Below are 14,314 nucleotides of genomic sequence, written 5' to 3'. Positions count from 1 at the left end.
AAAGCGCGTTCTTTACGACTTTTATACGCGACTTTTACCTGCAGCCAATCATAGTCCTATGCCTATCTACGATTAGTGCGTGGGGATTCTCGATTTTTCGCAGCGAATCGACGACCTCGAGCTGCGTATTTTGCCCGTGTTTGTTTATCAAAACGTCAAATATGGGAACAAACGCGGGGAAAAAGAAACAAAAGCAGGAAAAATAGGCTCATGTCTAGCTCATGCCTAGCTCATATCTATCTCATGCCTGACTCGTGTCAGACTCGTGGTAACCTGAAAATATGACTATAGCTGTTTGCCCAGGCTCGTATGACCCCGTTACAGCCGGACACTTAGACGTGATACAACGTTGTACGCATCTCTTTAAAGAAGTGCATGTTTTGGTGGCTGTTAACGCGGCAAAAACGCCAATGTTTTCCGAATCGGAGCGTGTGGATATTATTCGCAATGCTGTTAAAAACCTAAAAGATGATTTTCCAGTCGGGAAATTTGCTCCACCTTTATGCGGAGCATCACAGTCGCCAGCGTGCAAAATAGTTGTTGCCTCCACAGATGGTCTTATCACAGATTATTGCAAAAAAGTCGGCGCAACCGTAATAGTTAAAGGATTGCGTCAAAATGGCGACTATGAGGCGGAGCTTGGAATGGCGCTGGTTAATCGCAAGCTTGCTGGGATAGAAACCATGTTCCTTCCTGCAGACCCTATTTTGGAACATGTTTCTAGCTCCGTTGTAAAAGATGTTGCTCGTCACGGCGGAGACGTTTCTGGAATGGTACCAGATAATGTGGTTCCACTTTTACAGAACGTTTTTTCTAAAACAAGTGCAATATCATAAAAATACGTACAATAAAGTCATAAAATTAAAATAATAAAATAAAATTATTAGGAGAAACAGAGAGCAGCTACTTAGCGAAGGAGACAAAATGAGCGAAAACGAAGACGACACAATGGAAAGCCAAGTATCGGCAAATCGCAGCCAAAAGTTGCCATTAAATCCAGTGATTGCAAACAACGATGATTCGCCCAGTGCTGCTTTTGAAGCTTACGACGCAGTACCTGCGGCAAATAAGACTAACGATGATAATGCTGGCGATTCTACGGTTGCTGGCGATTCTTCTGCTGATTCTGCGGTTGCTGGCGATAATGCGCAAAACTTGTTCCCAATGCCAGATTTGCGTGAACGCGAAGACGGTGGTGCAATAGAGTTTGAAGATGAAGAAGAAAACGTGTTTAAAACCGCGAATCCGCAAACAGTAAGCGAAGAAGTGCGAACAAAGTCGCGTGAAGAATTCACAACGGTTTACGACATAATCGACACAATGGAAACCACGTTAAATGAAGCAAAGGGCGTGCTGTTTTCTGCTGGAATGGCGAAGATTGATCGCGAAGAATTCGGCGACTACTTATCTAGGTTAAAAGACATGCTACCAGTGCAACTTGAGCGCGCGAGTGCATTAATGCGAGAGGCAGAAAGACGCTTGCGCACAGCTCAGGCTCAAGCAAATTCAATCGTAAGTTCTGCACAAAGCCAGGCTGCTCAGATGGTTGAAGAAGCACAAGAGAGGGCTAAATTCTTGGCTGGTCAAGAAAACGTGGTTGCCATTGCAAGAAATCAGGCGCGAGGAATCGTAAACGAGGCGCAGGCAAAGGCTGATAAACTCACGCGTGGTGCGGATCAGTACAGTGCTACGGTTATGGAAGGCTTAAAACAGCAGTTAGACAAGCTAGAGCAGGATGTTCAGGCGGGTCAGCGAGTTCTAGAAGAACGCAGGCGTGCGGCGGCGCATGTGCAAGACGAGATTAACAGACAAGTTAATGGAGAAGTTGTAAACGAAAGCGAAGAAAGGAACTAAGAATGGCATCGCATCCCTCCCAGTCTTTATGGGCGGTACCAGTTGCGCAAATGGCGGCACGAGCAGGAAGTAGCATGCAGTTACATCGTGTGTTTCCAGCGCCAGAAGGTATAGGAGACAGCGTTATTGGCGTGAAGCCAGGGAGCGATGTTACAGTAGACGGCAACTTTGATTCCGTAGTGGACGGGCTTATGTTTCAGGGCACGATTACAGCGCGCGTACACGCAGAATGCTCTAGATGCCTGATGTCGTTGCATAGGGATTGGAGTGTTGATGTGTGCGCGTTCTTTGCGCAGGTGGAAAGCAAGGGCGGTGCGCGTTTCAATAATTCTAAATCTAATAGAGCTAATGGCGATAATGATGATTTAGAAGACGCTGATATTTGGGACGAGGGCGACGATTCTGGAAACGTGTATCCGCTGGTTGGCGGAGGCGACTTTGCCGATATCGAGGCATTGATTCGAGACACAATGGTTAGTGAGCTGCCGCTTAAGCCTTTGTGTGAGCCAGATTGCAAGGGTCTTTGCTCGCAGTGCGGAGAAAACTTGAACGAACATCCAGAGCATCATCACGATATTACGGATATTCGTTTTGCAGCGCTTGAAGGTCTTAAGGCAAAGCTTGAAGCACAACAATCTGCCTGAATAAAATCCTTGCTTGGTGTTGCGCGATTCCTGCTTAATGTTGCTGAGGGCTGGGTGTTTCTTGTCTCACAACGCTCCGCCTCTTACGTGTTTTCTGTTGTTGCGGTTGTTCCGATTTGGCTTTGATTTTGTTTTTGGTTTAAATTTGTTTGTAGGCGTGTGTCATTGGATTATTTGGTATCGGCTGCCGCTCTTATACTGTTCGACCAAGAATCACCCAGCCCTCTTACAAGTCTGAACAATTGCGTATTGCTTAATCACCGAGACTCTCGATTTTTCTTGCTCTCTCGGCGAGTCACCACCTTCGGCGCTGAGGCTCGCCTCGCTAGCTGCGAAAAATCTCGAATCTCTACCTTACTTGCGCTTTGACTGAGCTTGAAATTGCATAACGCATTTCAAGCTCCTTCAAAGCGTGATTTGGCTCAAATGTAAAGTCCAGTGGACTTTACATGCCAAATCAGCCGAGCGGCTACTAATAGCCGCGAGGAATAGAGCGCTGTAACGCGCGAACGACGACCTGCCATGTAGTGTGTTTCTGAATAATGTATGGCGCTTGCTGTAATATACAGAACGCTTAAGCTCAATCGGTTGAACGAAATAGAGGAAAGATTATGGCACTGCCAAAGTACAAGACCTCGCGCGCTAATACTCATTCGCGTCGCGCCAATTGGAAGGCTTCTGCCGTGCAGACTATTACCTGCCCGAACTGCGGTTCGCCAGCGTTGTCTCACATGGCTTGCCCAACCTGCGGTAACTTCCGCGGTCGCGTGTATCGCGAAGCAATTCGCTCTGCGCACACCAAGTAGGTTGTATTTTAAAAAAGAACCCTGCCATCGACGGGTGGCAGGGTTTTTTGTTTTTGCGTTGTGTTTTTCCCGTGTTTGTTCCCTTTTAGTGCGATTTGGTAAACAAACGCAAGAACATCTCCCCGCGTTTGTTTACGTTTTGGTCGATTTGGTAAACAAACGCAAGAACACTTTCCCACGTTTGTTCCCTTTTTTGCTGTTTTGGTAAACAAATGCAGGCGCGACGACCTGCCTTTTCGCTTAGAGCGTAGCGCGAAAAAGTAATTCGGAGCGCTGAGCTTGCTTAAGGTTGAAAGCACAGTGTGCTTTCAACGCAAGCGAAGGCGTGAGCCTGAGCCTTAGTCACAGAGCCAACCTTGTGGGGTGCTTTCAACGCAAGCGAAGGCGTGAGCGCGGCTAATCCGCGCGAGCGATACGCTTCATTCGCTGCGAAAAATCTCGAATCTCCACCACTCTTAGCGTAATCTGCATAAACTTGTAGTATTTCGTGGCTAATAGTTGTAAATCAACGACTTCAACGCATGCGCTATAATGTTGAAAATATGAGTGGGAACAATACAAAAGATCAGCATTATGGCAATAATGATGTAAAAAGTGATGTAAAAAGTAATGATAAAAATGACGTTCAAAATCGCTCTTATCAGAACCCAAATCATCCAGAAAATGCTAGAACTAGCAGCATAGGTGTTACGCGTTCTAAAGACGGACATACGCATGATGGAGACCCTACTCAGGAGCTTTTACGCGCGCTCGGTACTACGATTTCGCCAGATTTACTTGTGGAGGCGCTCACTCATCGCTCGTTTTCGCACGAGCATCCAGGCACTAAAAACTACGAGCGTCTAGAGTTTTTGGGAGACGCTGTTTTGGAGCTTGTCTCTACAGAAACGCTTTTTTCTGCGCACCCAGATATGACGGAAGGTCAGTTGGCTAAGCTTCGCGCTAAGGCTGTTTCGGAGTGGGCTTTGAGCGCTGTTGCGCGAGATAAGTTGCACGTTGGGCCGTATATTCTTTTGGGTCATGGCGAGATGGAGCATGGCGGCGCTCAAAAAGACTCGATTTTGTGCGATATTGTTGAGGCGCTTATTGGCGCGACTTTTGTTGAGCATGGTATTGACGAGGCGCGCGCTGTAGTGCATCGTTTGATTGACGACACTTTGGCGGAGGTTCTTACAGAAGGTCCTGCTCTGGATTGGAAGACTTCGCTTACTGTTTTGGCGCACGAGATGGGGCTTGATGAGCCTCAGTATCGAATGTCTGTTTCTGGACCAGATTATGCGCCCGTGTTCCATGCGCGCGCGGTTTTGGTGCACGAAAACGGCGATGAGCTGCTCGGCGAGGCGGACGGCTCCAGTAAACGCAAGGCTCAGCTTGCTGCAGCGGATAAAGCGTGGCATATGTTGGATAGAAGGCGTAAGTCTAGCGGAGAAAGCGGTAATTAGATTTTTCTGATTGCTGTAATATAGGCGATTCGAGGCGGTTCTATGGCTAGCAGTCGTAATAATAATGATTTATTATTTGACAATGGTTTAGTATCATCAACGGTTGCTGGCGACTTATCCGATCGGTATATTGATTATTTGCGTTCAAATAAAGGCCTTGGAAGTCGCACTCTTCGCGCATATAGGGTAGATGTTTTGCAATGCCTTGAATGGTGTGGTGTAAACGATTTTTCTGATTTGAATTCTGTGTCTACAAGCGTTCTGCGCCAATGGATGTATTGGCTTAATAAGAATCACGCGCGCTCTAGTTTGGCTCGCAAAGTGGTAGCCGTGCGCGGTTTTTTTGCATGGACTACACACGTTGGTTTAATTAGTGCGAATCCTGCGCAAATTCTTAATACACCTAAGATTGCTAATGAGCTTCCTACGGTTTTAGACGAGGCGCAGGCGGAAAAATTGTTGGATTGCGCTGAGGATCGTTCTGAAGATTATGCTGTGGATAAGTCGCCAGCAACCGAGCATCAAGAAAATACGCCACTAAAATCGCAAATAAAAACGAAACAAGAGTATGCAATCGCACTCAGAAACGCTGCGATTTTAGAGCTTTTATATGCCACGGGCATGCGAGTGGGGGAGCTTACGGGTCTTAATGTGCAAGATATGGATTTTGAAAATCACACTGTAAAAGTTACAGGTAAGGGAAACAAGCAGCGTGTAGTACCATTCGGTGTTCCTGCTGCAAAAGCGTGTAAAAAGTGGCTTGACTGTGGGCGAAATGCGCTGCAAGAAAAATCTGCCGCAAGCTCGCAAGCGTTGTTTTTGGGCGTGCGCGCAAAACGTATAGATCAGCGCGTTGTTAGGGATATTGTGCACGCTGCCGCTGCGGCTGCAAACGTGCCCGATGTGGCGCCGCACGCACTTCGCCACAGTGCTGCAACGCATATGCTCAACGGGGGAGCGGACCTTCGCGAGGTTCAGGAGCTTTTGGGGCATTCATCGCTTAACACAACGCAGCGCTACACGCATGTTTCTATTCAGGCTCTTAAACAGCGTTACTCGCAAGCCTTCCCGCGTGCGTAGTAAGACAATGTTTATGCAGAGAATGCAAAGATGTGATTTGAGTCACGTTTGGTGGCAAAATGACGCAAAGTCAAAAATCTCGGAGCGTGCGTTGCGTGGCTAAATGTATAATCGACTTATAAGCTTGATAGGAGGGTAAAACAGTGGTTGATGATTCAAATAAGCCTGAATCAAGCGCATCATTGAATGAGAATGTAGCGAATCAAAACGAATCCAGCGCCGCAGACGTTGAAATGAGCCAGTATGTGGCAGATCGCGCTCGCGTAAATGAAGAGAAAATTCGCCAAGACGAGCAAATCGTTGCCGAATTTGGTGAGTACAATTATGGCTGGCATGATTCTGATGCTGCAGGCGAAGCTGCTAAAAAGGGTATTGATGAGTCGGTTGTTCGTGCAATTTCTGCCGACAAACACGAGCCAGAGTGGATGCTAAACCTTCGTTTGCAAGGCTATCGCGCGTTTCTGCAAAAGCCGATGCCTGATTGGGGTGTGGATTTAAGCGGTTTTGACGCAGACGATTTTAAGTACTACGTGCGCCCAGTTCACGATCAAGCGAAAACTTGGGATGATTTGCCAGAAGATATTCGCAAAACTTACGATAGGCTTGGCATTCCAGAAGCGGAGAAAAAGCGCTTAGTTTCAGGTGTTGCAGCACAGTACGAGTCGGAAGTTATTTACAATTCGATTCGCGAGGACTTAGCAGCTCAAGGCGTGATTTTTGTGGATACGGATACAGCAGTTCAAAAGTATCCGGAGCTTGTAAAAAAGTATTTTGCAACTGTGATTCCAGTTGACGACAACAAGTTTGCGGCTCTTAACACAGCGGCTTGGAGTGGCGGCTCGTTCGTATACGTGCCAAAAGGCGTGCATGTGGATATTCCGCTTCAGGCTTACTTCCGCATTAATACGCCAAACATGGGTCAGTTTGAGCGAACTTTGATTATTGCAGACGAAGGATCATACGTGCATTACGTTGAAGGTTGCACGGCTCCGATTTATTCCACGGATTCTCTTCACGCTGCAAACGTTGAAATCGTTGTGGAAAAGCATGCGCGAGTGCGGTATACAACTGTACAAAACTGGTCAAATAACGTGTATAACTTGGTAACTCAGCGAGCTTACGTGCGCGAAGGCGGCACAATGGAGTGGGTTGATGGAAACATTGGCTCCAAGGCTACTATGAAGTATCCTGCTTGTATTCTCGCCGAGCCGTATGCAAAAGCGGAGACTATGTCTTTGAGCTTTGCTGGCCGCGGTCAGTATCAGGATACGGGTGCAAAGATGATTCATTTGGCTCCGCACACGAGTTCCACGATTGTTGCTAAGTCGATTTCGCGCGGCGGTGGACGCTCAGCTTACCGAGGTCTTGTGAAGATTGTTAAGGGTGCTAGCGGCTCCAGCTCTTCGGTTGTGTGCGATGCTTTGCTTGTTGACGATTTTTCGAGATCTGACACTTATCCGCATGTTGACGTGCGCGAAGATAACGTTTCTATGGCTCACGAGGCAACTGTTTCCAAGGTTTCCGAAGATCAGCTTTTCTACTTGATGAGTCGAGGGCTTGAAGAAAAAGAGGCTATGGGAATGATTGTGCGCGGATTTGTGGAGCCGATTAGTCGCCAGCTTCCGATGGAGTATGCTTTGGAGCTTAATCGTCTTGTGGAATTGCAAATGGAAGGATCCGTGGGGTGATGAGCGAAGATTTGAAAAAGAATTTGAGCGATAATTTGAGCGATAATTTAGGCAATAAAATGACGGAAAAAGAAATTAATATTCCTGTGGCAGACCCTAACGATCCTTACGCAATTCCTGCTGCAATGCCTTCTAGTGCAGATAAATCCGTGCGCTCTTTTAACGTGCAAGACTTTGCGATTCCAACTAGAAAGCAGGAAGATTGGCGATATACGCCAGTTGAGCGAATTTCCGAGTTTTTTGAGAGCTTTGAGCCGTCTAATAACGTTACAGTAGCGCTAAAAGGCGTTGATGGCGATTCGCAGGCAACGCTGCAAATTTTGCCGAAAAGTGAGGCTCCGCACACTGAAATGAAGACTTCGGATCGCGTGGCCGCTGTTGCGTGGAATTCTGCAAAGTCGGCGTACGTTTTGCATGTTTGTGGCGAAGTTACAAAGCCAGTAATATTGCAAATTCATGTGAATAACTTGCAATCGCTAGACGCTGCGAAATCATTAGACGCTTTGCACTTAGTGATTGAAGCTGATCCCAGAACAAACGCGGATATTATCGTAGAACACACGGGAGTTGCAAAGCTTGCAGAAGGCGTGGAAATCATTCTTGGAAAGCATGCGCATGTTTCTACAACGTTCATTCAAGAGTGGGATTCAGGCAGCAAGCACGTTGGAAATCATAGGATTCACGTGGGTGAGGGTGCTTCTTTGCGCCACACGATGGTCACTCTTGGCGGAGACGTTGTGCGAATCCGCATGGATCAGGATTTTGGCGGCGAAAAGGGCGATTTGAACATGCTTGGCATGTATTTTGTGGACCCAGGCGAGCATGTTGAGCATCGCACGATGGTTGTGCACAATCACCCAGAATGCAAGTCGCGAGTAGTGTATAAGGGCGCGCTTTACGGCAAAGGAGCGCATTCTACGTGGGTTGGAAACGCGCTGATTAAGCCAGAAGCTCCTGGCACGGATTCGTACGAGTTGAACCGAAATTTGGTGCTAACTCCTGGCGCGATTGCTGATTCGGAGCCGAATTTGGAAATCGAAAACGGCAATATTATTGGCGCAGGTCACGCAAGTTCTGTAGGCAGATTCGACGACGAGGAGCTGTTTTACTTGCAATCTCGCGGAGTGAGTGAAGCGGATGCTAGAAAGCTTGTTGTGCGCGGATTCTTTAACGAGCTTATTGAGGAGATTGGCGTGCCGCAAATCGTAGATCATTTGATGGCTGCGATTGAGCGTCGTTTAGCTAAGACGGACGAATCGCCAGCAACCGAAGAATAGGAGATAGAAACATGTCAACTTTAGAAATTAAGGATTTGTACGCGTCTGTAGAAACAAAAGAAGGACGAAAGCAAATCTTAAAGGGTGTAAATCTTACAGTTAATTCTGGCGAAACGCACGCGATTATGGGTCCTAATGGCTCTGGAAAGTCTACTCTCGCATACACTTTGGCAGGTCACCCAAAGTACGAAGTTGATTCGGGTCAAGTGCTTCTCGACGGCGAAGATATTTTGAAGATGACTCCAGATGAGCGCGCAAAAGCTGGTCTGTTCCTTGCGATGCAATACCCGGTGGAAGTACCAGGCGTGTCGATGACGAACTTTTTGCGTACAGCAAAAACAGAAGTGAGTGGCGAGGCTCCGACTTTGCGCGCGTGGGTTAAAGAACTTAACGAGGCAATGAAGCGCTTAAGAATGGATCCAAAGTTTGCGTCTCGCTCTGTAAACGAGGGATTTTCTGGCGGCGAGAAAAAGCGTGCGGAAGTTTTGCAACTAGAAATTTTAAAGCCAAAGTTTGCGATTTTAGACGAGACGGATTCTGGTCTAGATGTGGATGCTTTGCGAATTGTTTCGGAAGGCGTAAATCGTGCCAAAGAAAGCACTGGTTTGGGAATTATGATGGTTACGCATTACACACGAATCTTAAAGTATATTAAGCCAGATATTGTGCACGTTTTTGCGCAAGGTCACTTTGTAAAGACGGCGGGACCAGAGCTTGCAGACGAGTTGGAAGAAGAAGGATACGACAAGTATTTGCCAGAAGGTGCCAGCGAGTCTGCGATTGCATAAGCGGCGTGTCTAAAGCCGCGAGTAAACTCGTTTAAGTTTGGCTAAATAAAACGGAAGAGGTTTGTAATGACTGTTCGCGGTGATATCAGAAATGTGGCAATCGTAGCGCACGTTGACCATGGTAAGACAACGCTCGTAAATGCCATGCTTCAGCAGTCGCACGTATTCTCTGAGCGAGAAGAAGTGCCAGACCGCGTAATGGACTCCAACGACCTTGAGCGCGAAAAAGGCATCACCATTCTTGCCAAGAACACTGCTGTGCAATACACGGGTCCGCTCGCAGAAAAGTACGGTCATCCAGAGGGAATTACAATCAACGTAATCGATACCCCAGGTCACGCCGACTTTGGCGGCGAGGTGGAGCGCGGCATCTCCATGGTTGATGGTGTTGTACTGCTTGTTGATGCTTCCGAAGGCCCACTTCCGCAAACTAGATTCGTTCTACGCAAGGCTCTTGAGGCAAAGTTGCCAGTGATTTTGTGCGTTAACAAAACGGATCGTCCAGACGCGCGTATTGACGAGGTTGTGAGCGAAGCTACAGATTTGCTTCTCGGTCTTGCACAAGACGTTGTTGAAGAAGGAATTGATCTTGATATTGATTCGCTTCTTGATTTGCCTGTTATTTATTGCGCTGCAAAAACTGGCTATGCATCCTTGAATCAGCCAGAAAACGGCGGTTTGCCAGACAATGATAATTTGGAGCCGCTTTTTGACTCTATTATTTCCAACATTCCAGCACCAGAGTACGAGGAAGGCGCACCTCTTCAGGCGCACGTTGCAAACATTGATTCCTCTGACTTCTTGGGTCGTCTTGGTTTAGTGCGAATCTACAATGGCACTTTGGAAAAGGGTAAAACTTACGGGCTTTCTCGTGTAGACGGCTCTATTGAAAACTTCCGCGTTTCCGAGCTTTTGCGCACACAAGGCTTGGAGCGCACTCCTGTTGCATCTGCAGGCCCTGGAGATATTGTTGCAGTTGCAGGCGTTAACGACATTATGATTGGCGAGACGATTGTGGACCAGAACGATCCAAAGCCTCTTCCATTGATTCACGTTGACGACCCAGCTATCTCCATGACTTTCGGCATTAACGATTCGCCGCTTGCTGGCACAGAAGGCAAGGATCACAAGCTTACAGCGCGCATGATTAAAGATAGGCTTGATCGAGAGCTTATTGGTAACGTGTCTATTAAGGTTCTTCCAACAGACCGCCCAGATGCTTGGGAAGTTCAGGGTCGTGGCGAGTTGGCGTTGGCAGTTTTGGCGGAGCAAATGCGTCGCGAAGGCTACGAGCTTACAGTTGGCCGCCCTCAAGTTGTTACTAAGACGATTGATGGCCAAATTAACGAGCCTATGGAAAACACTACGATTGATGTTCCAGAAGAATACATGGGTACTGTTACGCAGCTTATGGCGGATCGCAAGGGCCGCATGGATTCTATGAGCAATCACGGATCTGGTTGGATTCGCTTGCAATTTACTGTTCCTTCGCGTGGTCTTATTGGTTTCCGCACAGCTCTTCTTTCTGCAACTCGCGGAACGGGAATCGCAAGCTCTATTTCTGCAGGCTACGCGCCTTGGGCTGGTCAGATTGTAACTCGCCAGAATGGCTCCATGGTTTGCGATCGTAAGGGTGTTGCAACGCCTTATGCTATGCAGCGTTTGCAGGCGCGCGGCGTGTTCTTTGTGGATCCGCAAAGCCCTGTGTACGAAGGTCAAATCGTTGGTATTAACAATAAGCCAGACGAGTTGGATGTTAACATTACGCTTGCTAAGCATATGACTAACATGCGTTCTTCAACCGCTGATGTGCTTGAGACTTTGACTCCACCAATTAAGATGAGCTTGGAAGAGTCGCTTGACTTTGCTAACGAGGATGAGTGTGTGGAAGTTACGCCCGAGTCGATTCGCGTGCGCAAGATTATTTTGAGCCGTGATGAATGGTATAAGTGGCGTGCTAAGCAGCGTCGTCAAAATAATGCTGCGTGATTCCTTAAAATGATGTTCAACATGAAGTCGCATTCCGTGCTATTTGCTAGCAAGTGTGCGGCTTCATGCGTTTTAGCGGTATTTTGCGCGGTTTTGGGCACTTTTGCGCATCGAATGGGCGCTATGTATAACTTTCCGTACGGTCTTGTAATCGCGCTTTTGCTTGTTACTTTGAGCGCGTGTTTTGCTCGCATGCTTTGTGGCATGTTTGGTTTGATTTTGCACTCAATCCTGTGCTGTTCGGTTGTGTGGATGATTGCGCTTGGATGGTTTAGGATTTTTGGCGCGTTTCGAGGCGTGCTTGTTGCCGTTGGATTTGGCGTGGATAATCTTCCGTGGATAGCGCAAAATGCTGGATATTTTTGGCTTTATGGCATTATTATCGCTCACGTAGTTTTGCTTTTTATGCCTAATAAATTTTTTATTATTTCTGGTGCTAAATAAGCGGTGCTAAATAAGCGGTGCTAAATAAGCGGTGCTAAATAAGTGTAAGTTAGTTTATAGGTGAATTTTTATAGGTGAATTTGCTGCATATTTGTGCAAAAATAACATTATGCAGTAGTCTTACTTACAAGTCTTATAGTCTTATAGTCTTAGAGTAGTTTTGAGGAATAGTCATGAATAGCAATATAGTCATGAATAGTAATAAGAACAGTAATAATGCCCGTAAATTATGCTATTTAGGGCCGGAAGGTTCTTTTACTCATCAAGCTGCTTTAAAAGTTAAAGAACAATGTAAATCGTTAGATGCTTTGCGTCTTATTCCAACTGCGTGTGAGAATATTCGTAATATTGCTAGCAAAATTGAAGATTGCTACCATTTGGGTATTATTGCGTGGGAAAACAATATTGAAGGCGTAGTAATACCTAATTTAGATTTATTAATTGATGCGAAAAATATGGTTGGCATTGCTCGCTTGGGCGTTGATATAAGTTTTGATGCTGTTGTTTGCCAGTCGGATTCAATCGATAACTGTTCGACTATTGTTGCTCATCCTCACGCGTTGGCGCAATGCCGTAAGTTTGCTCAAAAGCACGGATTGAAAGAAAAAACCGCGTCTTCAAACGCTGCTGCTTGTAGGGATTTAGTTCCTGGCGAAGTTGCTTTGTGCCCTAAAATTTGTGCTGATTTATACAATAGGCAAATTGTGAGTGAAGCTGTTGAAGATTTTTCTGGCGCTCGCACTGAGTTTTTAGTGTTAGCTCCTAGAGATGAAGCTTTAAATTTTGTTAGTATGCATCGCGAATGCTATTCATCTTTTTCTTCGATTATTGCTTTTATTCCGCGTTGTACAGGTGCTGGAGTGCTAGCAAATTTGCTTGACGTTGTGCGCGATCATGGTCTTAATATGACTTCTTTTATGTCTAGGCCGATTAAAGGTCAAGATGGTTTATATAGTTTTATTGCCACTGTTGATGCTGCTCCTTGGGATTCTACGTGTAAAGCTATGATTCAAGAAGTTGTTGAACATGGTGATTGGGTGCGAGTTTTAGCGGTGTATCCTTCTGATAATCGCAATAATCCGGTTATGAATGATTGGATGCTGCCTAATGGAGGAGTGTGTATTGATGCTCCAGGCGATGCTTCAGTTGATGCTTTGAGCGCTTTGAACGTAATGCATGCAGAAAGAGAATTATTATGGTAGAAGATGCTGGATTTTCTCAAAAATTTTCTGTTGGTATTGTTGGACTTGGACTTATTGGCGGATCAATCGCAAAGCGTTTGGCTGCGACTGGCTCCTGCAAAGTGTACGCGTATAATCGCCATCAAACAATGTATAAAGAAGCAAGGGCGCTTGGAATCACTTGCGTTGAAAGCGTTGCGGAGCTTGCGCGCTTGCAGCCAAATGTTTTGATTTTATGCAATTCGCTTGCCTCTATGCCAGAAGTTCTTGGCGAGATTTCGCGCGGAATCAACAGGCAGCACACAACTTTGACGGATGTTGGTAGCGTTAAGGGGCTTGTGCGCGAGCAGGTTAAGGCCGCGGGGCTTGGTGATTGCTACATTGGCGCGCATCCTATGGCTGGAAGCGAGTTTACGGGTTGGCAGGCGTCTAGCGCGCAGCTGCTGGACGGCGCACTTTGGGCAGTTAGCGTTGATGAGAATAGTGATTTTTGGCGGTTTTTGGCGGTTTTGCGCGTTATTGTGGCGTTGTGTGGCAATCGCGCGCTTGTGTTGAACGATTCTATACACGATGCTTCGGCGGCGCTGATTTCGCACATGCCGCACGTTGTTTCTACAGCGCTGGCGAACGTTTTGTGCGGAAGCGAAAATCGCAATGTTGCGTTGCAAATGTCGGCTGGTTCTTGGCGAGATATGACGCGAGTGGCGCTTACGGATCCAGATCGCACGCGTGCAATGGTTGCGGAAAATCGGCGAAATGTGGCGGATTTGCTGGGTAGTGTTATTGAGGAGTTGAGTTTTGCGAAGAAGATGCTTGAGGGGAGCGATGGCGATTCTGCGGTTGCTAGCGATGAGCGCGATGAGTGTGATGAGCGCGCGTTTTTTGCTAAGGCTGATTCTTGGCGCGAGTACAAGTATAAGGAGCGCGCGGTTGCTTGCGATGAGTCGGCTGGCGATTTGCGCGAGCTTCGATTTGCGCTTGATTGTGCTGGTGATTGGCAAAGTCAGCTGATTCAAAGCGCGCAAAGCGGCGAACAGATTGTTGGCGTGACGTTTAGCGACTCTGCGGTTGTTTGCGCATTACGCAACTCGAAGTGGTAGATTCGAGCGGCATATAATTGA

General features: G+C 46.9%; 13 protein-coding genes. All 13 read left to right on the top strand.

Annotated features, from left to right (window positions below; all coding sequences use genetic code 11):
- The first annotated feature begins 281 nt into the window (after window positions 1-281).
- The 13 genes from coaD (at window position 282) to ABVC65_RS00295 (ending at window position 14,293) form a co-directional block, all read left to right on the top strand.
- Complete coding sequence (gene coaD, locus ABVC65_RS00355) at window positions 282-836, top strand: pantetheine-phosphate adenylyltransferase (RefSeq protein ID WP_032838957.1); 555 nt, start codon at window positions 282-284, stop codon at window positions 834-836.
- Between the two features lie 88 nt (window positions 837-924).
- On the top strand, window positions 925-1,854 hold the full coding sequence (locus ABVC65_RS00350; RefSeq protein WP_353582311.1) for a hypothetical protein: 930 nt from the start codon (window positions 925-927) through the stop codon (window positions 1,852-1,854).
- 2 nt (window positions 1,855-1,856) lie between these two features.
- Window positions 1,857-2,498: a YceD family protein gene (locus tag ABVC65_RS00345; protein ID WP_004121121.1), complete on the top strand. Its 642-nt coding sequence runs from the start codon at window positions 1,857-1,859 to the stop codon at window positions 2,496-2,498.
- Between the two features lie 611 nt (window positions 2,499-3,109).
- Window positions 3,110-3,304 (top strand): 50S ribosomal protein L32, encoded by a 195-nt coding sequence (gene rpmF / locus ABVC65_RS00340; protein ID WP_004113441.1) that lies wholly within the window; start codon window positions 3,110-3,112, stop codon window positions 3,302-3,304.
- Window positions 3,305-3,825: 521 nt separating this feature from the next.
- Window positions 3,826-4,746, top strand: a complete 921-nt coding sequence (rnc, locus tag ABVC65_RS00335) for a ribonuclease III (protein ID WP_353582310.1) — start codon at window positions 3,826-3,828, stop codon at window positions 4,744-4,746.
- A gap of 42 nt (window positions 4,747-4,788) precedes the next feature.
- Entirely contained in the window at window positions 4,789-5,826 is a 1,038-nt protein-coding gene (locus ABVC65_RS00330; RefSeq protein WP_116692579.1) for a tyrosine recombinase XerC, read from the top strand.
- Window positions 5,827-5,969: 143 nt separating this feature from the next.
- Window positions 5,970-7,514 (top strand): Fe-S cluster assembly protein SufB, encoded by a 1,545-nt coding sequence (sufB, locus tag ABVC65_RS00325; protein WP_004125320.1) that lies wholly within the window; start codon window positions 5,970-5,972, stop codon window positions 7,512-7,514.
- Entirely contained in the window at window positions 7,514-8,791 is a 1,278-nt protein-coding gene (gene sufD / locus ABVC65_RS00320; RefSeq protein WP_353582309.1) for a Fe-S cluster assembly protein SufD, read from the top strand. Before sufB ends, sufD begins: the two co-directional genes overlap by 1 nt.
- Window positions 8,792-8,802: 11 nt before the next feature.
- Entirely contained in the window at window positions 8,803-9,579 is a 777-nt protein-coding gene (gene sufC, locus ABVC65_RS00315; RefSeq protein ID WP_004113429.1) for a Fe-S cluster assembly ATPase SufC, read from the top strand.
- A gap of 66 nt (window positions 9,580-9,645) precedes the next feature.
- On the top strand, window positions 9,646-11,568 hold the full coding sequence (gene typA, locus ABVC65_RS00310; RefSeq protein WP_353582308.1) for a translational GTPase TypA: 1,923 nt from the start codon (window positions 9,646-9,648) through the stop codon (window positions 11,566-11,568).
- A gap of 9 nt (window positions 11,569-11,577) precedes the next feature.
- On the top strand, window positions 11,578-12,012 hold the full coding sequence (locus ABVC65_RS00305; RefSeq protein WP_353582307.1) for an alcohol dehydrogenase: 435 nt from the start codon (window positions 11,578-11,580) through the stop codon (window positions 12,010-12,012).
- Window positions 12,013-12,185: 173 nt separating this feature from the next.
- Window positions 12,186-13,214: a prephenate dehydratase gene (locus tag ABVC65_RS00300; protein ID WP_004125340.1), complete on the top strand. Its 1,029-nt coding sequence runs from the start codon at window positions 12,186-12,188 to the stop codon at window positions 13,212-13,214.
- The gene (locus ABVC65_RS00295) at window positions 13,208-14,293 is read left to right on the top strand and encodes a prephenate dehydrogenase (RefSeq protein ID WP_353582306.1); all 1,086 of its coding nucleotides are present in this window, start codon (window positions 13,208-13,210) and stop codon (window positions 14,291-14,293) included. Before ABVC65_RS00300 ends, ABVC65_RS00295 begins: the two co-directional genes overlap by 7 nt.
- Window positions 14,294-14,314: the final 21 nt, after the last annotated feature.

The sequence above is a fragment of the Gardnerella vaginalis genome, from assembly GCF_040427915.1.
GTDB lineage: Bacteria > Actinomycetota > Actinomycetes > Actinomycetales > Bifidobacteriaceae > Bifidobacterium > Bifidobacterium vaginale_C.
This window is presented reverse-complemented; position numbering and strand designations above follow the sequence as displayed.